Raw genomic sequence first — 22,298 nt, forward strand, 5'->3', positions numbered from 1 at the left:
CAGTAAGCCGATTTCAGGCAGGAACCCCATGATGGACGCCTTCGAACTTCCCCGCACCCTGGTTCAGTCCCTTCAACGCCGCGCCGCGCAAACCCCGGATCGACTGGCGTTGCGCTTCCTTGCCGAGACGGCCGAACAGAGCGTTGTCCTCAGTTACCGCGACCTCGACCTGCGCGCCCGCACCATTGCCGCCGCCTTGCAGGCCGACGCCGGGCTGGGCGATCGTGCGGTGCTGCTGTTCCCCAGCGGGCCGGATTACGTCGCGGCGTTCTTTGGTTGCCTGTACGCCGGGGTCATCGCGGTGCCGGCCTATCCGCCGGAGTCCGCCCGCCGCCATCATCAGGAGCGGCTGCTGTCGATCATTGCAGACGCCGAGCCGCGGTTGCTGCTGACCACGTCCAGCCTCGGTGATTCGCTGGCGCAACTCGAAGGCGCGCCGCAGTTGCTGTGCGTTGACAGTCTCCATGTTGAAATCGCGGGCAATTGGATCGCGCCCAACTTGCAGGACGATGACATCGCCTTCCTGCAATACACCTCCGGCTCCACTGCGTTGCCCAAGGGCGTGCAAGTGACCCACGGCAACCTGGTGGCCAACGAATTGCTGATCCGTCGCGGCTTCGGCATCGACCTGAACCCCGACGACGTGATCGTCAGCTGGTTGCCGCTGTACCACGACATGGGCCTGATCGGCGGGCTGCTGCAGCCGATCTTCAGCGGTGTGCCGTGCGTATTGATGTCGCCGGCGTACTTCCTTGGCCGGCCATTGCGCTGGCTCGAAGCGATCAGCGAATACGGCGGCACCATCAGCGGCGGGCCGGACTTCGCCTATCGCTTGTGCAGCGAGCGAGTCAGCGAATCGGCATTGGAACGCCTGGACCTGAGCAAATGGCGCGTGGCGTATTCCGGCTCCGAGCCGATCCGCCTCGACACCCTCGAACGCTTCGCCGAGAAGTTCGCCGCCTGCGGTTTTACCCCGAACAATTTCTTCGCCTCCTACGGCTTGGCGGAGGCCACCTTGTTCGTTGCCGGCGGCACTCGTGGCCAGGGCATCCCGGCCCTGCGCCTGGACGAACAGGCCCTCGCCGCCAACCGCGCCGAGCCCGGGCAGGGCGCGGCGATCATGAGTTGCGGCACCAGCCAGCCCGAGCACGCGGTGCTGATTGCCGACCCCGCCACCCTGGCGACGCTCTCCGACAATGCCGTCGGTGAAATCTGGGCCACCGGCCCGAGCATCGCCCACGGCTACTGGCGCAACCCTGAAGCCACCGCCAAGACTTTCGTCCAGCACGAAGGCCGTACCTGGCTGCGGACCGGCGACCTCGGGTTTATCCGCGAAGGTGAAGTGTTCATCACCGGCCGGCTGAAAGACCTGCTGATCGTGCGGGGCCACAACCTGTATCCCCAAGACATCGAGCAAGCCATCGAGCGTGAAGTGGAAGTGGTGCGCAAGGGGCGGGTCGCCGCGTTCGCGGTGAATGACCAGGGCCTGGAAGGCATCGGTATTGCTGCCGAAATCAGCCGCAGCGTGCAGAAAATCCTGCCGCCGGAGGCACTGATCAAAGCGATTCGCCAGGCGGTGGCCGAAGCCTGCCAGGAAGCGCCGAGCGTGGTGGTGCTGCTCAACCCCGGTGGCTTGCCGAAAACGTCCAGCGGCAAGGTGCAGCGCTCGGCCTGCCGCACACGCCTGGCGGACGGCAGCCTCGACAGTTATGCGCAGTTCCCTGGCGTGCAAGCGCAGGCGGGTGATGCGGTGCTGGCGTCCGAGCTGCAAAGCCGGATTGCCGCGATCTGGTGCGAGCAATTGCAGGTGACGCAGGTCGCCGCCGACGATCACTTCTTCCTGCTGGGGGGCAACTCCATCAGCGCCACCCAGGTCGTCGCCCGGCTGCGGGAAACCCTCGGCCTGGAACTGAACCTGCGCCTGTTGTTCGAAGCGCCCACCCTGGCTGCCTTCGCCACCAGCGTCGGGCAATTGCAGCAGGACGGCGGCGTGGCCCAAGGCGCAATCCATGGGTTGTCGCGCCAGGAAGACCTGCCGCAATCCCTCGCGCAAAACCGTCTGTGGATCACCTGGCAACTCGACCCGCACAGCAGCGCCTACACCATTCCCGGCGCCTTGCGGTTGCGCGGCGAGCTGGATGAAGACGCGGTGCGCGCAACCTTCCAGCAACTGATCCAGCGCCACGAAGCCCTGCGCACGCGCTTCTTCGAGCGCGATGGCCAGGCCTTCCAGCGGGTCGACGCCAAGGCTGATTTCGACCTGCAAGTCATCGACCTCAGCGATTTGCCTGCCGCTGAGCGGGAAGCCCGCGCCAAGCAGATTCGTGAAGACGAAGCCCGCACCCAGTTCGACCTGGAGAAAGGCCCGCTGCTGTGGGTAACGCTGGTACGCCTGGATGACGAAGACCACCAACTGCTGGTGACGATGCACCACATCATCGCGGACGGCTGGTCGCTGAACGTGTTGATCGACGAATTCTCGCGACTGTACGCCGCTGCATCCCAGGGCCAACCCCTGGAGCTGCCAGCGCTGGCCCTGCAATACGCCGACTACGGAAGTTGGCAGCGCCAGTGGCTGGCCGAAGGCGAGGGCCAGCGGCAACTGGCTTACTGGAAACAACAACTGGGCGACGAGCACCCAACCCTGAGCCTGGCCACCGATCACCCGCGTTCGGCGCAGCACCTGCGCAGTGCCTCGCGTCACAGTGTGCGTGTGAGCGCGAGCCTCGGCGAAGCCATTCGCAAGACTGCCCAAAGCCACGAATCCACGCCGTTCATGCTGTTGCTCGCGGCGTTCCAGAGCCTGCTCTATCGCTACAGCGGCCAGCGCGATATCCGCATCGGTGTGCCCAACGCCAACCGTCCGCGCCAGGAAACCCAAGGCCTGATCGGGTTCTTTATCAACACCCTCGTACTGCGCGCCGAACTGGATGGGCGCCTGCCCTTCGCCGAGTTGCTGACGGCAACCCGCACCGCAGCGCTGGGTGCCCAGGCCCATCAGGACCTGCCTTTCGAACAACTGCTGGAAGCCTTCCCCCAAGCTCGGGAACAAGGCCTGTTCCAGGTGATGTTCAACCACCAGCAACGTGACCTCGGCGCCTTGCGCCGCTTGCCGGGCCTGCTTGCCGACGAGCTGGCATGGCACAGCCGCGAAGCCAAGTTCGACCTGCAACTGCACACTGAAGAAGACCGCAACGGGCGCCTGAGCCTGTCCTTCGACTACGCCGATGAGCTGTTCGACGCCGCCACCATCGAGCGCCTGGCCGGGCACTTCATCAACCTGCTGCAAGCCATTTGCGAGCAACCACAACAGGCCATCGGCGACCTGAAGCTGTTGCACGTCGACGAGCAGCGCCAACAACAGCAGTGGAGCGCTGCGCCGTGCACACCGGCGCAGCGCTGGCTGCCGGAACAACTTAACCAATACGTCTCGGAACGCACCGCAGTGGTGTGGCAGGACGGCAGCCTGACCTTCGCGCAATTGCACACCCAGGCCAACCGCCTGGCCCATTACCTGCGGGACAAGGGCGTGGGCCCGGACGTGTGCGTGGCCATCGCCGCCGAGCGTTCGCCGCAACTGCTGATCGGCCTGCTGGCAATCATCAAGGCCGGCGGCGCCTATGTGCCGCTGGACCCGGATTATCCCGCCGAACGCCTGGCCTACATGCTCAAGGACAGCGGCGTGCAACTGCTGCTGACCCAGACTTCACTGCTGGAACAACTGCCCACGGCGCAAGGCGTGTGCGTCATCGCCATGGACAGCCTCAAGCTCGACAGTTGGCCGACCCACGCGCCGGGTTTGCACCTCAATGGCGACAACCTCGCCTATGTGATCTACACCTCCGGCTCCACCGGCCAGCCCAAGGGCGTGGGCAACACCCATGCCGCGCTGGCCGAGCGCTTGCAGTGGATGCAAGCCACCTACCAATTGGATGAAACCGATGTGCTGATGCAAAAGGCGCCCATCAGTTTCGACGTGTCGGTGTGGGAGTGTTTCTGGCCGCTGATCACCGGTTGCCGCCTGGTGCTGGCCGGCCCCGGCGAGCATCGCGATCCCCATCGCATCGCGCAGTTGGTGCAGGAGCACGGCGTGACCACGCTGCACTTTGTGCCGCCGCTGTTGCAGCTGTTTGTCGACGAACCGTTGGCTGCCGAATGCACCAGCCTGCGTCGCCTGTTCTCCGGCGGTGAAGCGCTGCCTGCCGAGTTGCGCAACCGGGTGCTGGCGCAGTTGCCGGCGGTGCAGTTGCACAATCGGTATGGCCCCACCGAAACCGCGATCAACGTGACGCACTGGCATTGCCAGGCCGAGGACGGCGAGCGTTCGCCGATTGGCCGGCCGCTGGGCAATGTGATTTGCCGGGTGCTGGATGATCAGTTCGAGCCGCTGCCGGCGGGTGTGCCGGGTGAGTTGTGCATCGGTGGCATCGGCCTGGCCCGGGGTTACCTCGGGCGTGCGGGGCTGACCGCCGAACGCTTTGTCGCCGACCCGCTGGGTGAGGCGGGCGCACGCCTGTATCGCACCGGTGACCGCGTGCGCTGGAGCACCGACGGTGTGCTGGAATATCTCGGGCGCCTGGATCAGCAGGTCAAACTGCGTGGCTTCCGTGTCGAGCCTGAAGAAATCGAAGCCCGCCTGCTGGCTCTCGACGGCATCGCCCAAGCGGTGGTGCTGGTGCGGGAAACCGCAGCCGGTGCGCAGTTGATCGGTTACTACACCGCCAGCGAACCGTTGGATGAACAGGACGTAAAAACCGCCCTGGCCGCCGAGCTGCCGGAGTACATGGTCCCGGCGCAATTGATGCGCCTGGACGCGATGCCCCTGAGCCCAAGCGGCAAACTGGATCGCCGCGCCTTGCCGGAACCGGTGTGGCAGGTACGTGAGCACGTCGAACCTGAAACAGCGCTGGAACAGCAAATCGCCGCGATCTGGCGTGAAGTCCTGGCGCTGCCACGCATCGGCCTGCGGGACGACTTCTTCGCCCTTGGCGGCCATTCGTTGCTGGCGACGCAAATCATCTCCCGCACCCGCCAGGCCTGTGACGTCGAACTGCCGTTGCGCACGCTGTTCGACGCCAGCGAGCTGGGGGCTTTCGCCGAGCAGGTCCGGCTGATCCAGGCCGCCGGGCAACGTAACCAACAGCTGGCCATCGGCAAGGTCGACCGCAGCCAACCGGTGCCACTGTCCTATTCCCAGCAGCGCATGTGGTTCCTCTGGCAGATGGAGCCCGACAGCCCGGCGTATAACGTCGGCGGCATGGCGCGCTTTCGTGGGGTGCTGGACGTGGGCCGTTTCGAGGCGGCGTTGCAGGCCTTGATCATGCGTCACGAAACCCTGCGCACCACGTTCCCGAGCATTAATGGCGTGGCGCAACAGAAGGTTGCGGCGCAAACCGGCGTGCGCATGGATTGGCAGGATTTCTCGGCGTTCAGTGAGGCCGAGCGGCAACGGCGTGTGCAGCAACTGGCCGATCATGAAGCCCACACGCCGTTCAATCTGGAGACCGGTCCACTGCTGCGCGCCTGCCTGGTCAAGGCCGGCGAGCAGGAACATTACCTGCTGCTGACCCTGCACCATATCGTCACCGAAGGCTGGGCCATGGACATCTTTGCCCGTGAACTCAGCGCGCTGTATGAAGCGTTCATCGACGACCGCGAATCGCCACTGGCGCCATTGCCGGTGCAGTACCTCGACTACAGCGCGTGGCAGCGCCAGTGGCTGGAGTCCGGCGAACGCCAGCGCCAACTGGATTACTGGACCGCGCAACTGGGCACCGAACATCCGCTGCTGGAACTGCCGGGCGACCGGCCGCGTCCGCCGGTGCAAAGTCACCAGGGCGAGCTGTACCGTTTCGATTTGAGCGATGACCTCGCCGCCCGCGTGCGTGCCTTCAACGCCGAACGCGGCCTGACCCTGTTCATGACCATGACCGCCACCCTCGCGGTATTGCTCTACCGTTACAGCGGCCAGACCGACCTGCGCATCGGTGCGCCGGTGGCCAACCGGATTCGCCCGGAAAGCGAAGGGCTGATTGGCGCATTCCTCAACACCCAGGTGCTGCGTTGCCAGCTCAACGGGCAGATGAGTGTCGGCGAACTGTTTGACCAGGTTCGCCACACCGTGATCGAAGGCCAGTCCCATCAGGACCTGCCGTTCGACCATCTGGTGGAGGCCCTGCAACCACCCCGCAGCGCGGCGTACAACCCGCTGTTCCAGGTGATGTGCAACGTGCAGCGCTGGGAGTTCCAGCAGAGCCGGACCCTGGCCGGGATGACCGTCGAATACCTGGCCAACGATGCCCGCGCCACCAAGTTCGACCTCAACCTGGAAGTCACTGACCTCGATCATCGCCTGGGTTGCTGCCTGACCTACAGCACCGACCTGTTCGACGAGCCGCGCATTGCGCGCATGGCGGCGCATTGGCAAAACCTGCTGGAAGCCTTGCTCGCCGATCCGCAACAGCGCCTGAGTGAGTTGCCGTTGCTGGAGGCTGGCGAACAGCGCGCCCTGCGAGACAGCCTCGGCATTGAGGCTGGCGAGCATCGCCTCGACCAGTGCATCCATCACCTGTTCAGCGAGCAGGCCCTGGCCCGTGCCGATGCACCGGCGTTGACCTTTGCCGGGCAGACCCTGAGCTACAGCGAACTCGACAGCCGTGCCAATCGCCTGGCCTGGATGCTCCGCGAGCGCGGCGTGGGCCCGCAGGTGCGGGTCGGCCTGGCGTTGCAGCGTTCGCTGGAGATGGTGGTTGGCCTGCTGGCAATCCTCAAGGCCGGCGGCGCCTATGTGCCGCTGGACCCGGAATACCCGCTGGACCGCCTGCACTACATGATCGAAGACAGTGGCATCGGCCTGTTGCTCAGCGATGCCGCGATGTTCGACGCATTGGGCGAACTGCCTGAGAGTGTCGGCCGCTGGTGCCTGGAAGATGACCTGCCGACCCTGGCGGACTACCCGGCAAGCGAGTTGCCTTTCATCAGCCTGCCGCAACATCAGGCCTACTTGATCTACACCTCCGGTTCCACCGGCAAGCCCAAGGGCGTGGTGGTGTCCCACGGCGAAATCGCCATGCATTGCCAGGCGGTGATCGAACGCTTCGGCATGCGCCCGGATGACTGCGAGCTGCACTTCTATTCCATCAACTTTGACGCTGCCACCGAGCGTCTGCTGGTGCCGTTGCTCAGTGGCGCGCAGGTTGTGTTGCGGGCCCAGGGCCAGTGGGACGCGGAAGAAATCTGCGGGCTGATTCGTCGGCACCGCATCAATATCCTGGGCTTCACCCCAAGCTATGGCAGCCAGTTGGCGCAATGGCTGGCCACGCAAGACCAGACCCTGGCGGTGCGCATGTGCATCACCGGCGGTGAGGCCCTGACCGGCGAACACTTGCAGCGCATTCGTGCGGCATTCAAGCCGGCGCTGTTTTTCAACGCCTATGGCCCGACTGAAACCGTGGTGATGCCGTTGGCCAGCCTGGCCCCGGAAGCCCTGGAAGAGGGCGCCGGCAGCGTGCCGATCGGCAGCATCATCGGCGCGCGTGTGGCCTACATTCTGGATGCGGATCTGGCGCTGGTGCCGCAAGGCGCGACGGGTGAGTTGTACGTCGGCGGTGCCGGCCTGGCCCAGGGGTATCACCAGCGTCCGGGGATGACGGCGGAGCGGTTTGTCGCGGATCCGTTTGCCACGAACGGCGGTCGCCTGTATCGCACCGGCGACCTGGTGCGCCAGCGTGCCGATGGCCTGGTGGAATACCTCGGTCGTATCGACCATCAAGTGAAGATTCGTGGTTTCCGCATCGAGTTGGGAGAAATTGAAACCCGCCTGCTGGAACACGAGGCGGTGCGTGAAGCGGTGGTGTTGGCGCTGGACTCTCCGAGCGGCAAGCAGTTGGTGGCCTATCTGGTCAGCGACCAGGAGCAGGGCGCGCTGCGTGAATCCCTAAAGGCGCATCTGAAAGCGCAGCTGCCGGACTACATGGTGCCCGCGCACCTGATCGTTCTCGACAGCATGCCGCTGACCGCCAACGGCAAACTCGACCGCCGCGCCTTGCCGCAGCCGGACCCCGAGGCGAATCGTCAACAGTACGTGGCGCCGCGCAACGAGCTGGAGCAAACCCTGGCGGCCATCTGGTGCGCGGTACTGAACGTGCAACAGGTAGGCCTTGACGACAACTTCTTCGAGTTGGGCGGCGACTCGATCCTGTCGATCCAGGTGGTCAGCCGGGCCCGGCAGGCGGGGATTCATTTCAGCCCGCGTGATTTGTTCCAGCACCAGACCGTGCAAACCCTGGCCGCCGTGGCGACCCGCAGCGAGCAGGTCAGCGCCGAACAAGGCGTGTTGACCGGCACGTCCGGGCTGACGCCGATCCAGCACTGGTTCTTCGACACCGACATCCCGGAGCGCCAACACTGGAACCAGGCATTGCTGCTGGAGCCGGTTCAGGCCCTGGAACCTCATCGCCTGGAGCAAGCGTTGCTGGCGGTGCTGGAACATCACGACGCCCTGCGCCTGAGCTTCACCCAGCGCGACGCCCAATGGCACGCCGAACACTTGGCGGTGCCGGAAGGCGGCCTGCTGTTGCAAGCCCAGGTAGCGGACATGGAGCAGTGCAGCGCGCTGTTCACCGACACCCAGCGCAGCCTCAACCTTGCCCATGGCCCGTTGTTGCGCGCGTTGCTGGTGGACGGCCCGCAAGGCCAGCGCCGGCTGCTGATCGCGATCCATCACCTGGTGGTGGACGGCGTTTCCTGGCGGGTATTGCTCGAAGATTTGCAAACCGTGTATCGCCAGTTGAGCGACGGCCAGCCGGTCAACCTGCCGGCCAAGACCAGCGCCTTGCGCGACTGGGCGGCGCGGTTGCAGGCGTATGCCGGCAGCGAATCCCTGCGTGAGGAGCTGCACGTGTGGCAGCAACAGTTGGCCGGCCCTGCCGTCGAATTGCCGGTGGATCGCCCACAGGGTTCGCTGCGCAATCGCGACGCCGATACCGTCAGCGTGCGCCTGGATGCCGAGCGCACCCGCCAGTTGTTGCAGCAGGCACCAAGTGCCTACCGCACCCAGGTCAACGATTTGCTGCTGACGGCCCTGGCCCGTGTGCTGTGCCGCTGGAGTGGCCATGAATCCGCATTGATCCAGCTGGAAGGCCACGGCCGCGAACCGCTATTCGACGAGATCGACCTGACCCGCAGCGTCGGCTGGTTCACCAGCGCCTACCCGCTGCGCCTGACCCCGCTGCATATCGAAGAGGCCGCCGGGCAGGGCGCCTCGATCAAGGCGATCAAGGAGCAACTGCGCGGCGTGCCCCACAAAGGGTTGGGTTATGGCGTGCTGCGCTACCTGGCCGACGACCTGTGCCGCCAGACCATGGCCGCGTTGCCGAGCGCTAGTATCACCTTCAATTACCTCGGCCAGTTCGACCAGAGCTTTGGCGCCGACGCACTGTTCCACCCGCTGGACGAGTCCGCCGGGATCGCCCACGACCCGGACGCGCCGTTGCCCAACGCGCTGAGTGTCGACAGCCAGGTGTACGGCGGTGAGCTGGTGCTGCGCTGGACCTTCAGCCGCGAGCGTCACCACAGCCAGACCATCGCTGAACTGGCGGACGCTTACCTGGCGGAACTGCAAAGCCTGATCGAACATTGCCTCAAGGCAGACGCGGGCGGCCTTACGCCGTCGGACTTCCCGCTGGCGCACCTGACCCAGGGGCAACTCGATGCGCTGCCGGTGCCGGCCAATGCCATCGAAGACGTGTACCCGCTGACCCCGATGCAGGAAGGCTTGCTGCTGCACACCCTGCTGGAACCGGGCACCGGCCTCTACTACATGCAGGACCGCTACCGCATCAACAGCGCCCTGGACCCCGAGCGTTTCGCCCAGGCCTGGCAGGCGGTGATCGCCCGTCATGAAGCCTTGCGCGCCTCGTTCTGCTGGAACGTCGGCGAAGACATGTTGCAGGTTATCCACAAGCCCGGCAGCACGCCGATCGAGTACCTCGACTGGAGCCAGGAGCCGGAAAGCGAGCAGGAACCGCGCCTGCAAGCGTTGCTGAAAAACGAGCGTGAAGCCGGTTTCGATCTGCTTAACCAGGCGCCCTTCCACCTGCGGCTGATCCGCGTAGGCGAAGCCCGCTACTGGTTCATGATGAGCAACCACCACATCCTGATCGATGCGTGGTGCCGCTCGCTGCTGATGAACGATTTCTTCGACATCTACATGGCCCTCGGCGAAGGTCGCGAAGCGCAACTGGCGACGCCACCGCGTTACCGCGATTACATCGCCTGGCTGCAACGCCAGAACCTCGCCGAGGCGCGCCAGTGGTGGCAGCAGAACCTGCAAGGGTTCGAACGCACCACACCGATTCCGAGCGACCGGCCGTTCCTGCGCGAGCATGCCGGCCACAGCGGCGGCATGGTGGTAGGCGACTGCTACACCCGCCTGGATGTGCGCGACGGCGCGCAATTGCGCGAGCTGGCCCAGGCTCATCAATTGACGGTGAACACCTTCGCCCAGGCGGCATGGGCCCTGGTGCTGCGGCGCTTGAGTGGCGATCGCGACGTGCTGTTCGGCGTCACCGTGGCAGGGCGCCCGGTAGAAATGCCCGAGATGCAGCGCACTGTCGGGCTGTTTATCAACAGTATCGCCTTGCGGGTCAAGCTGCCGGAGGACGATCAGCAGTGCAGCGTGCGCCAATGGTTGAGCGGCCTGCTCGACAGCAATATGCAACTGCGCGAGTACGAGTACCTGCCGCTGGTGACCATCCAGGAGCACAGCGAACTGCCGAAAGGCCAGCCGCTGTTCGACAGCCTGTTCGTGTTCGAGAACGCCCCGGTGGAAGTCTCGGTACTGGACCGTGCGCAAAGCCTGAATGCCACCTCGGATTCCGGTCGCACCCACACCAACTTCCCGCTGACGGCCGTGTGCTACCCGGGCGATGACCTGGGCTTGCACCTGTCCTACGACCAGCGTTATTTCGATGAAACCACCGTGCAAGGCATGCTCACTGAATTCAAGCGGCTGCTGCTGGCGCTGGTGCAGGGCTTCCATGGCGACATGGCCGACTTGCCGCTGATTGGCGAGCAGGAGCGTGAGTTCCTGGTGGACGGCTGCAACCAGAGCGAGCATGAGTATCCGCTGGAGCGCAGTTACATCGAGCTGTTCGAAGCCCAGGTGGCACAGCATCCACAGCGGATTGCCGCCAGTTGCCTGGATCAGCAATGGACCTACTCTGAGCTGAACCGGCGCAGTAACCGCCTGGGTCATGCGCTGATTGCCGCGGGTGTCGGGCTGGACCAACCGGTGGCGTTGCTGGCTGAACGTAATCTGGATTTGCTGGGCATGATCATCGGCAGCTTCAAGGCCGGCGCGGGTTACTTGCCGCTGGATCCGGGGCTGCCGACCCAGCGCTTGAGCCGGATCATCGACCTCAGTCGTACGCCGTTGCTGGTGTGCACCGAGGCTTGTCGGGAACAGGCGGATCTGTTGCTGGAAGAGTTTGCCTGTGGCTCGCGACCGAGGCTGCTGGTGTGGGAGGAGCTGGTGGGTTCAGAGCAGAACCCGGGCATCTACAGCGCGCCGGATAACCTGGCCTACGTGATCTACACCTCGGGCTCCACTGGCCTGCCCAAGGGCGTGATGGTCGAACAGCGCGGCATGCTCAATAACCAGTTGAGCAAGGTGCCGTATCTGCAACTGACTGAGCACGATGTGATCGCCCAGACCGCCTCGCAAAGTTTCGATATCTCGGTGTGGCAGTTCCTTGCGGCGCCGCTGTTCGGGGCGCGGGTGGACATTGTGCCGAATACCATTGCCCATGATCCGCAAGGCTTGCTCGCTCACGTCCAGGCCCAGGGCATTACCGTGCTGGAAAGCGTGCCGTCACTGATCCAGGGCATGCTCGCCCAGGAGCGCATGAGCCTGGATGGCTTGCGCTGGATGCTGCCGACGGGTGAAGCGATGCCGCCGGAACTGGCGCACCAGTGGTTGCTGCGTTATCCGCAGATTGGCCTGGTCAACGCGTATGGCCCGGCGGAATGTTCGGACGACGTGGCGTTCTTCCGCGTCGACCTGGCGTCGACCCGTGGCACTTATCTGCCGATTGGTACGCCGACTGACAACAACCGGTTGTACCTGCTGGACGGCGCGCTGGAATTGGTGCCCCAAGGCGCGGTTGGCGAGTTGTGCGTGGCCGGGACGGGCGTGGGGCGTGGTTATGTCAGCGATCCGCTGCGCACGGCGCAAGCGTTTGTGCCGAATCCATTTGGTGCGGACCGGTTGTATCGAACAGGGGATTTGGCCCGCCGTCGCAGCGACGGTGTGTTGGAGTACGTCGGGCGCATCGACCATCAGGTGAAGATTCGCGGTTACCGGATCGAGCTGGGTGAAATCGAAGCGCGCCTGCATGAGCAGCCTGAAGTGCGGGATGCGGCGGTGGGCGTGCAGGAGGGCGTCAACGGCAAGCATCTGGTGGGCTACCTGGTGGCGGCGGATGCGCAGCTCAACCCGGGTGAGCGCCTCGATCGCATCAAGCAACGCCTGCGGGCCGAGCTACCGGAATACATGGTGCCGTTGCATTGGTTGTGGCTCGACCGGTTGCCGCTGAACGCCAACGGCAAGCTGGACCGCAAGGCCTTGCCGGCACTGGAGATCGGCCAGTTGCACAGCCAGGAATATCTGGCGCCGCGCAATGAGCTGGAGCAGACGCTGGCCGGGATCTGGGCCGAGGTGCTCAAGGTCGAGCGCGTCGGCGTGCAGGACAACTTCTTCGAACTGGGCGGGCATTCGTTGCTGGCCACGCAGATAGCTTCACGGGTGCAGAAGACGCTGCAGCGGGATGTGCCGTTGCGGGCGATGTTCGAGTGCAGCACGGTGGAGGCGTTGGCGGGGTATATCGACGGGCTGGCGGCGAATGAGATCAGCGCCGAGAAGGTGGATCGGTTGAGTGATTTGATGGCGGAGCTGGAGGGTTTTTAACTCGGATCGCAACGCGCCACTCGTCGGGTGGCGCGGTTGTTAAGGTTCGAACTGTGAATTCTGACAGTAGGCAAGGAGGGCATTTCGGCGTGTGATGGGCAACACCATCACTCGTTGAAATGGAGTTCTATCATGCCCAAGTCATCACCGTTGACCCTTGATCTGCCCAAGCCACAGTTGATCGAGGCCGAGGGAGAGCCCCGGGTTGACCCGCTCCAGTTGCTGGAGGGGGCTACTGTCCGGGTGTTTTACGAAGGGATGCTCAGCACCGACAGTATTGCGTTGCGCTGGGAGTCGACACCGGGGGAATACGCGCCGATTGCCTCCCAGGATGGCGTCGAAGCGGGCTCGGTCGAGTTCCACGTACCCCCGTATTACGTAGGGCTGCGCATTGATAACTTCGCGCTGTTTTCCTATGTCGTTACCCGCGATGGCGAGGAACATCCTTCCCCCGTTGCCGACGTGTTCATCAAGTTGCCGTCCAATTTGCCGCAACTGCAGATCTTTCAAGCCTCAGGCGGTGTTCTGGACCTGTCCTTGTTGTGCGGTGAAGACCCGGTTCTGCATGTCGACGCCTGGCCGTTCATCGACCCGGTTCAAGTGGCTCAGGTCTATATCGGGGGGATTTACCCTGATGGGTCCAAGGCCAGTCTCTACCCTTATGAAGATGCACCGGTAACAGAGGAGGACGTGCGCCACGGCTGGACCCGAAAGTTGTCCCGTGCCGAGCTGGCCACGCTCGAGCATGACAGTGAGCTTTATATTGCGTTCTACGTTGAGTTTTTGCCGCGTGCGGGTTCCAGGCCGGTGTATCGGCTGATTTCTGGTTTGGTGTTGACGTTGCTCATCGAGCCTCATTTGGATCTCGTAGCGCCCACGGTGGTGGAAGCCACGCAAATCACACCTGAAAATCTCGTATTGAATCCGGTCAATACCCGGGACGGTGCGACCATCCGGGTCAGCTATGAGCATATGTGCCCTTGCGACTGGGTTTGCGCCTTCTGGGAAGGGACTGCCGGGGCAGGCACTCCGGTACTCGAGTGCAAGCAGGCCGACAATCGGGACGTTGTTGATTTTAATGTGCCGGCGTCAGCCATCAGCGCCAATTTCAATAAGCAGGTGTCGGTCCGCTACACCGTCCGACGGGAAGGGCAAACCTGGTCGGCGCTGCCGCGACCGGTAAAAATCCTGAATATCTCCGGCCTGCCCAAGCCGCAGGTGGAACAGGCCACGGGCAGTACGCTGGACCTCAATACGTTCCAGGGGGACGCGCAACTGACGGTGGCGGCCTATGCCTACGGCGCCTTGGGGCAGCCCTGCTGGATGTGGGTAACCGGTGAGCGGGAAGATGGCGCGCCTTATCGCTTCGATGTGCTGGACGGCGAGCCGCTCTCCGAGCAATGGCTGCAGGAGGGCGTCAGTACGCTGCTGTCCCGCCGCGATCTGCAAAAGCTGGCCGATTGCAGCCGCTTTGACGTGCATTTTGCGGTGAACTTCGATGGCCGGTCCGACAGGGCCAGCGCCGAGCCGTTTCCTGTGCTGCACCTGGATATTCATCAGGAAGACCTGGTCCTGAAACCCTTGACCATTCGGGAGGCCGTGGGCTCGCAGTTGACGGTATGGAATGGCCGTGATGGCGTGACGGCACGAGTGGAATATGACCACATCAGTGCTCATGACGAGATCAGCGTGTGTTGGACACAATCGGACGGTAGTTGCCTGCCGTTGCCACCCAAGCCGGGTAACACTGATCCGAAGTACGTTGACTTCACCATTCCCCGCGAGGCTGTAATCGCTGGAAGCGGCAAAACAGTGCCCGTCAGTTACAGCGTCGCGAGCGCATGCAAGCACGTCACGTCAGCTGACCTGGAGCTACAGATCAGTGTCCCGCAGCGCTTGCCTGCGCCGGAGGTGCCGCAGGCCACTCAATTGCCCGGTGGCCAGGGGACACTGGACTTGCGCACCTTTACCGGGGATGCCGAGATTACGCTGCAAGCCTGGTGGTTCATCCTGGCGGGGCAAAAGGGCTGGCTGGAATGTACGGGAACCTTGCTCGACGGGTCGTCCCATACCCTCAAGCTGCTGGTCAATGAGCCGATCACGCAAGAGCAGGCAAACCATGGGTTGTCGCACGTTCTGCCTCGTGAGGAACTGGAAAAGTTTCGCCACAGGTCCGTATTGAACATCGTGTTCAAGGTTACGGCGGACGGCAGCTCCCATGTGAGCGAAGCAATTGTGTTCCCTGTGCTGATGTTGCTGTTGCGCAAGCAGTACAGAGACCTGACGGATTTCAACGATCAGACCTTGGGTTTATGGACCGTAGGGTCAGGCGCACCCGATGCCAGGGATATCAGCATTGAATATATGGGGACGGGACCTGACGGCAAGCCCGATTACGCAGTCAGGAATTTCACATTTACCAATAACAGTTTCGGCCCGATCCTGCAGCGGCGCTTCTTGGATTTGGAGAGCGGTTTTACTTACCGGTTTTCCGTACGGGTTCGACGGTACAGCGTTGCGTTCGCGACGCCCAAGTTATCGTTGCGCAAAGACTCCATTCAACAAACACCGGTGGAAGAGTTGGTTGATCTGAACTGGCACACACTGAGCTTCACCTTAACGCCAACCATCGCTCCCGTGCTGCTGGAAATCTATAGCCATGAAGGCGCTACGAGCGGCAACGATTGGTACATGGATGATTTCCTGGTCGAGGGGATTTAATCCGCGCTGAAAAGACAATGCCCGCTTCGATGCGGGCATTGTCTTTTCAGGCTAGGGCTGATTATTTCGGACCGAGAATCTTCACCAGCTTATCCGGCGACGGCGCTCCTTGCTGTTGCTGCAACCCACCCTTGTCATCCAGATAGAAAATTGCCGGCGTGGCCGACAACTCCAGCTCGTCCATCAGCTTCATATTCGAATCAAGCTTGGCCTGGATATCCGCCGGGATCTTTTCCAGCGCCTGCAACTTGCTGCCTTTACCGGCCGACTCATGGGCTTCCAAGGCCTGTTGCGGGTCCTTGGCGGCAAACAGCGCGGCCGACTTGCCCGGGCTGTCTTCGCGGATAATCCCCACCATGATGTGCCGCAACTGTACCTTGCCCGACTTCACCCACGGCCGTGCCTGTTCCCAGAACATGTTGCAGTACGGGCAGTTCGGGTCGCTGAACAGGTACACGATGCGCGGCGCGTCCTTGTTGCCGTCCTGGATCCAGTTGCTGTGTTCCATCTTGGCCCAGACTTCCTTGGCCATCGGCGCATACACCAGTTTCTCCAGCGGCGCGGTGCTCAGGTCATTGCCATCGGCGTCGTACAGGTTGCCGGCAATCACGCTTTTGCCATCGGCAGTCAGGTACAGCGCCATGCCACGGTTCTGGTATTGCGCCGCGTAACCTGTGAGGCCGCTGGGCGCATCGAACTTGCCGATGATCTTGGCACCCTTGGCCTCGATGTTCTTGATCGGCGCCGGCCAGTCTTCGGCGTGGACCAGGCTGGCGGCCAGGGTCAGGGGCAGGAGTGTCAGCAGGTGGCGGAGGCGGAGCATGGCGAATTCCTTGTGGTGGCCGGCAAGGCCGGTTTGGCGGGGGTCGGCTCGAAGCGCTCCATGGCGCGGGCCAGGCTGGCCTGTGAGAGTTCGCCCAGGTGGCTGTTGATCAGGCGACCATCAGGTTGGTAGAAGAGGGTGGTGGGCAAGGCCATGGAGCCGACGGCCTGGCCGAGGCGGCCGCTGGCGTCGAACAGCACGTTGTCCAGGTTCAGGCCCTGGGTCGCCAGATAGGTGGCGACGCTTTGCATGCTTTCGGCCTGGTTGACGAACAGGAAGGTCACGTCCGGGCGCTGGCGCTGGGCACTTTCCAGTACCGGCATTTCGCGCCGGCACGGCGGGCACCAGGTGGCCCACAGGTTGATCACCAGCGGGCCGCCCTTGTAGTCGGCCAGTTGCACGGTTTCGCCATTGGCGTTGCGCAGGGCAATGTCCGGCAGGTGCGTGCCTTTTTCGTAGAGGGTCAGGGACAGGCTGGTCAAGGCCCAGAACGCCAGGCCGGTGATCACGCCGGCGCTCAGCGGCTTGCGCAGCAGCGGGCGGCGCCAGCCGTAGATCAGCGCGCCGATGATCAGCACGATCACGCCGGGCCAGGCGAGAAAACCGCCGTCGCGCAGGTCGACGATTTGCAGCGGGTCATTCTGGTAGTACGACCAGTACATCAATACGAAGCTGACGCGTGCGGCGAGCATACCCAGCAGAAACAGGGTGAACAGCACCGACTCGGGGTTCTCGCCGCCGCGCTTGGCCACCCGCCAGCCCACCAGGGTGGCGAGGATCAACGCCGTGATCAGCAGCAAGTGATTCAGGGCGATGGCGAAGGTGCCGATGGTCAGTGTCAGCATCAGAGGGCTTCCCGGGCTTGGGTCCAGCGTTGCAGGAAGGCGGCGGCGTCGACTTCGCCGGTGATGCGCTGGGCGCGGCGCTCTTCACCGTCGGGGCCGATCCAGACGAAGCTCGGAGGGCCGGGGACCTTGTAGCGGCCCAGCAGCTCGCGGCTGGCGGCGTTGTCGGCGGTGACGTCGAGGCGCAGCAGGCGCACATCCTTGAGGGCGTCCAGTACCTCGGGTTTGCCGAACACCTGTTTTTCCATGATCTTGCACGACACGCACCAGTCGGCGTAGTAGTCCACCAGCACCCATTGGCCCTGGGCCTTGGCGCTGTCGAGCTGGCTTTGCAGCACGGCCGGGTCGTTGATGGTCATGAAGGCTTCGTGGGCGCTGGGGGCACCGGCTACCCGCGAGCCGCTGTAGACCTTCAGCGGTTGCCACAGGTCGTCGCTGCCGCCGGCCGCGCCGATCACCAATACGCTGCCCCAGAGGCCCAGCACCAGCGAACCGGCACCGAACAGCATGGCGGTACGCCCGAAATCGCGGGCCAGGCGCCAGCCGCAGTAGGCCATGACCAGCGCCAGCACACCCCACAAGCCGAGCCACAGGGTTTCACCGACCACCGGGCGAATCATCAGCACGGCGGTGGCGAGGAACAGGAAGCCGAAGATGCCCTTGAGGATATTCATCCAGGTGCCAGGCTTGGGCAGGAAGCGGTTGCCCACGGTCACCAGCAGCAACAGTGGCACACCGATGCCGATGCCCATGGCAAACAGGATCAGGCCGCCGTGCAAGGCGTTGCCGCTTTGGGCGATGTACAGCAGCGCGCCGGCCAGGGGCGCAGTCATGCACGGGCCCACCAGCAAGCCGGACAGGGCGCCGAGCACGCCGGCGCCTACCAGGCTGCCGCCGCTTTGGTTGCGGCTGACGTTGTCCAGGCGATCGCGCAGGAAGGCCGGCAGTTGCAGTTCAAAGAAGCCGAACATCGGCAGGGCGAGAATCACAAACAACGCAGCGAAGCTGCCGAGGATCCACGGGGTTTGCAGCAGGGCGGCGAGGTTGCCGCCGAGCAGCGCAGCCAATACACCGAGCGCGGCATACACCAGCGCCATGCACACCACGTAGCTGGCGGCCAGGGCAAAGCCGCGCCGTGGGCTGGCGCCGCTGCCGACCACAAGGCCGGCGAGGATCGGCAACATCGGCAGGGAACACGGGGCGAAGGCCAGCAGCAGGCCCAGGCCGAAGAACACCAGCAGGCTCCAGCCCAGGCTGCGTTGTTGCAGGCCGCTGGCCAGGCTTTGGTCCTGGGCCTGGCCGGTGGCGGCGACGGCAGGGTTGCCGCCCAGGTCCACGGTGATCGATTGCGGCGGGTAGCACAGGCCTGCATCGGCGCAGCCTTGCCAGCCGAGTTTGACCTGGCCGGTGGCGCCAGCGGGAATCTTCACTTCCAGGCCCTGGCGATAGACTTGCTGCTCGCCGAAGAACTCGTCGCTGTGGGCTTCGCCCTGGGGCAACGTCGGCTTTTCGGCCAGGCCATCGAATTTCATGCGCTGCTGGTACAGGTAGTAACCGTCGGCAATCTGCCAATACAACTGGGTTTCGCCGGAGGCCAGACGCTCGGAGGTAAAGGTGAAGGCTTTGCCTACCGGGAGGAAGTCGGGTTTGGTCTCGAATGGATTGTTGCCAGGCGCGGCCTGGGCGAATCCAGCAAACACTACCAGCAGAAAGATAAACAGATGCCGCATGATCAAGCCTTAGTTCGAAGCAAGTGGGACACACAATGTGTGGCGTTGATTAACCGATGATTAACCGGGCTATCCTAGAAAGAAGGGATTATCCGGGATTCTTGGCGTTGGCGGCATAATGCACGCTTAATCCACTGCCTTTTTAATCACCCTCACATTTTGCAAAGGGTTCACCATGCACGTACTGGTCTGTGAAGACGACGAGCTGATCGCCAGCGGTATTGTTGCCGGGCTCAGCGCCCAGGGCCTGACGGTCGAGCGCGTCGGCACGGCTGCGGCTGCCCGGGCGATGCTCAAGGTGGCGGAATTCGACGTGATGGTACTCGACCTCGGCCTGCCGGATGAAGACGGCTTGAAGCTGTTGCAGCAACTGCGCAGCCAGGGTCTGGAGATTCCAGTGCTGATCCTGACCGCACGGGATTCGGTGACCAACCGCGTCGACGGCCTGCAGGCCGGTGCCGACGACTACCTGCTCAAACCCTTCGACCTGCGCGAACTCGCCGCACGCCTGCACACCCTGTTGCGCCGGGTGGCTGGGCGCAGCGTCAACCTGATCGAGCACGGGCGCCTGACCTACAACCCCAGCAGCCGCGAAACGTTGCTGGGCGGTGAGTCGGTGGACCTGTCCCGCCGCGAGCAGGCGCTGTTGCAGGCCCTGTTGCAGAACCGCGGCCGGGTGCTCTCCAGCGAGCAGCTCAAGGACAGCGTCTACGGCCTGAACGACGAACTGGAAAGCAACGCCCTCAACGTGCACATCCACCACCTGCGGCGCAAACTCGGCAACGGCATCGTCGAAACCGTGCGCGGCCTGGGCTATCGCCTGGGCCCGGCTGACGGTGGAGAGGACGCTTCGTGATGAGCCTGCGCCTGCGGCTGACCTTCAAGCTCGGCGCAGCCTTCGTGCTGATCTGGGTCCTGGCCGCCGCGTGGATGCTCAACGACCTGCGCAACCAGATGATGTTTTCCCTCGACCAGCGCCTGGTGGCGTCGGCACGCATGGTGGCGGGCCTGATGGAGCAGATGCCCGGCCTTTCCAGCACGGGGGAGGGCGCGCACTTCAGCGCCGAACAATTGAACGTGCCAGGCGGTATGGCGTGCCAGGTCAGTTCCTTGCGCGGCGTGGTTTTGGCCCGCAGCCACACCACGCCGGACCAGGGCCTGGAGTCGCGCAAGAGCGGCTTTCGCGACCAGATGATTGATGGCGTGGGCTGGCGCAGCTTTACCCTGTCCCGTGGCGATTTGTTTATCACCACCGCCGACCGGCAGGTGGAGCGTGAAGCGTTGAACCTGTCGATCCTGCTGGCCGCCTCGGTGCCGGTGGGCGTGGCATTGTTGGGCTGCCTGTGCCTGTTGTGGCTGGGGATCGGCCAGAGCCTGTTGCCGCTCAACCGCATGCGTGACGCCTTGATGCGCCGCAGTGCCGACTCCCTCGAACCGTTGCAGATCAGCCCGCTGCCCAGCGAACTCAAGCCACTGCTCGACACCCAGAACCAGTTGCTGCAACGCATCGCCAAGACCATCGAACGCGAACGCCGCTTGACCGGTGACGCGGCCCACGAACTGCGCAGCCCGTTGACCGCGATCAAGACCCACCTGCAAGTGGCGCGCATGACCGAAGGCGCCGCCCGTGACCAGTCCCTGGCCCATGCTGAAGAGGGCGCCGACCGCTTGCACCGCACCCTTGAGCAGTTGCTGCTGCTGGCGCGGGTCGAAGGCAGCCTGTCGTTTGATGACGGCCTGCAATCGAGTGCCGAGCAAGTTGCGCAACTGGCGATCCAGGATGCCAACGGCGGCGACAATCAGCGTATTGACCTGATCCTGGCAGACGGTTTGTCCGAAAAACCTTTGGAAATGCCGGTGGGCCTGGCCGTCGCGGCCCTGCGCAACCTGCTGGACAACGCGTTGCGCCACACCCCGGCCGATACCCGGGTGGAGCTGAGTGTGTCCAGCGCTGGCGACAATGTGGTGTTCCGGGTGCGTGACCATGGCGCGCCGATTTCCAGCGAAGACTTGCAACACTTGACCCAGCGCTTCTGGCGCAACGGCAACAGCCCGGGTTGCGGCCTGGGGTTGGCGATCGTCCAGGCCATCGTGCAGCGCTGCTCGTGCTCTCTGAAATTCGACAGCCAGGCCGATGGCATGCGCGTCGACCTGGGCATGCCGTTGCGGCGCTGAAACCTTCTTTTCACAGCACACATAGCTACCGCCATCCTCAAGCGCAACGCTTCAGGATGGCGGTCATTTTTTTGTGTTTGAACCGGCTGAATGACTCGGCCTGTGTTGAAAAGGACAGCCCCTATGTTGGTTATCGATTCCACGTATCCCGCAAACGACTTCAATGAGCGCAATGGCCAGGCCGTGCGCCAGGTGATTGTGCATTACACCGCCGCGCCCTTTGCCTCGTCATTGCGTGCACTGACCCGCGACGGTTTCAGTGCCCACTACCTGTTGGCCGACCCCCATGACGCCAGCTACCGCGCCGCCGGCTATGACGAGTTGCGGGTATTTCGCCTGGTGGACGAAGCGCAACGCGCCTGGCACGCCGGCACCAGCCACTGGGCCGGGCGCGATAACCTCAACAGCCGCTCCATCGGCATTGAAATCGTCAACCAGGCCCGGGATGACGCCGGTGTGTTGACCTTCCCGGCGTATGGCGCAGAGCAGATTGACGTGTTGATCGCCTTGATTCGTGACATTCAGGTGCGTTACCCGGCGATCGGTCCTACCGACATCCTCGGGCATTCCGACATTGCCTATTGGCGCAAGAGCGACCCCGGCCCCCGCTTGCCATGGCGCTGCCTGTTCGAGGCGGGCGTGGGGGCCTGGTATGAAGAGGTGGCCAAGATGGCCTATCAACGTCGGTTCGACATCGGCCTGCCGCCAGAGGTTGAGGTGGAGCGGGCGTTCCAGCGCTACGGTTATGCTCCGGCGAAAAATCGCCTGGGTTTCCAGCAACGTGTCCGTGCGTTCCAGATGCATTTTCGGCCCTCTGACTACAGTGGGCGGCTGGATGCGCAGACCTGCGCGATCCTGTATGCGTTGAATGAAAAATACACCGGGGTGGCCGGGTAAATCCGCTAAAGCTGTTTTTAACGACCACAGGTGTAAATCCTCCCTTCGCTGATGCGTTTCCAGAACAGGAAATCCGTGCGCGGCCCTTGGGCCTGGCGCCAACGGGTGGGCAGTTTGGTCACCATCATCAGCGTATTGAG

General features: G+C 63.6%; 8 protein-coding genes. 5 read left to right on the forward strand and 3 right to left on the reverse strand.

Translation table 11 applies throughout. The features are described from left to right. Positions 1–28 precede the first annotated feature (28 nt). Positions 29–12,967: a non-ribosomal peptide synthetase gene (locus ACIOMR_RS21565; RefSeq protein WP_401196277.1), complete on the forward strand. Its 12,939-nt coding sequence runs from the start codon at positions 29–31 to the stop codon at positions 12,965–12,967. Between the two features lie 132 nt (positions 12,968–13,099). Further along, positions 13,100–15,688: a hypothetical protein gene (locus ACIOMR_RS21570; RefSeq protein ID WP_401196280.1), complete on the forward strand. Its 2,589-nt coding sequence runs from the start codon at positions 13,100–13,102 to the stop codon at positions 15,686–15,688. Positions 15,689–15,749: 61 nt separating this feature from the next. On the opposite strand, the gene dsbG is transcribed toward ACIOMR_RS21570, so the two are convergent. Genes dsbG through dsbD form a run of 3 tightly spaced genes read right to left on the reverse strand, consistent with a single transcriptional unit; the run spans position 15,750 to position 19,086 of the window. Continuing rightward, the gene (dsbG, locus tag ACIOMR_RS21575; RefSeq protein ID WP_003209017.1) at positions 15,750–16,511 is read right to left on the reverse strand and encodes a thiol:disulfide interchange protein DsbG; all 762 of its coding nucleotides are present in this window, start codon (positions 16,509–16,511) and stop codon (positions 15,750–15,752) included. Next, a complete protein-coding gene (locus ACIOMR_RS21580) occupies positions 16,487–17,356 on the reverse strand; it encodes a TlpA disulfide reductase family protein (RefSeq protein ID WP_087695093.1) in 870 nt (289 codons plus the stop codon). The genes dsbG and ACIOMR_RS21580 overlap by 25 nt, the downstream gene beginning before the upstream one ends. Beyond that, positions 17,356–19,086 carry a protein-disulfide reductase DsbD gene (dsbD, locus tag ACIOMR_RS21585; protein ID WP_023659271.1) on the reverse strand — a complete coding sequence of 577 codons (1,731 nt, stop codon included), beginning with the start codon at positions 19,084–19,086 and terminating at the stop codon, positions 17,356–17,358. Before dsbD ends, ACIOMR_RS21580 begins: the two co-directional genes overlap by 1 nt. A gap of 175 nt (positions 19,087–19,261) precedes the next feature. Between dsbD and ACIOMR_RS21590 the strand changes: the two genes are divergently transcribed. The 3 genes from ACIOMR_RS21590 (at position 19,262) to ACIOMR_RS21600 (ending at position 22,158) form a co-directional block, all read left to right on the forward strand. Further along, the gene (locus ACIOMR_RS21590; protein ID WP_003209011.1) at positions 19,262–19,942 is read left to right on the forward strand and encodes a response regulator; all 681 of its coding nucleotides are present in this window, start codon (positions 19,262–19,264) and stop codon (positions 19,940–19,942) included. Further along, positions 19,942–21,261, forward strand: coding sequence for an ATP-binding protein (locus ACIOMR_RS21595; RefSeq protein WP_008431673.1), 1,320 nt, complete (start codon positions 19,942–19,944; stop codon positions 21,259–21,261). Before ACIOMR_RS21590 ends, ACIOMR_RS21595 begins: the two co-directional genes overlap by 1 nt. A 123-nt stretch (positions 21,262–21,384) precedes the next feature. Further along, positions 21,385–22,158, forward strand: coding sequence for an N-acetylmuramoyl-L-alanine amidase (locus tag ACIOMR_RS21600; RefSeq protein ID WP_003209007.1), 774 nt, complete (start codon positions 21,385–21,387; stop codon positions 22,156–22,158). The last annotated feature ends 140 nt before the right edge of the window (positions 22,159–22,298 follow it).

The sequence above is a fragment of the Pseudomonas sp. NPDC087814 genome (genome assembly GCF_044742865.1).
Lineage (GTDB): Bacteria > Pseudomonadota > Gammaproteobacteria > Pseudomonadales > Pseudomonadaceae > Aquipseudomonas.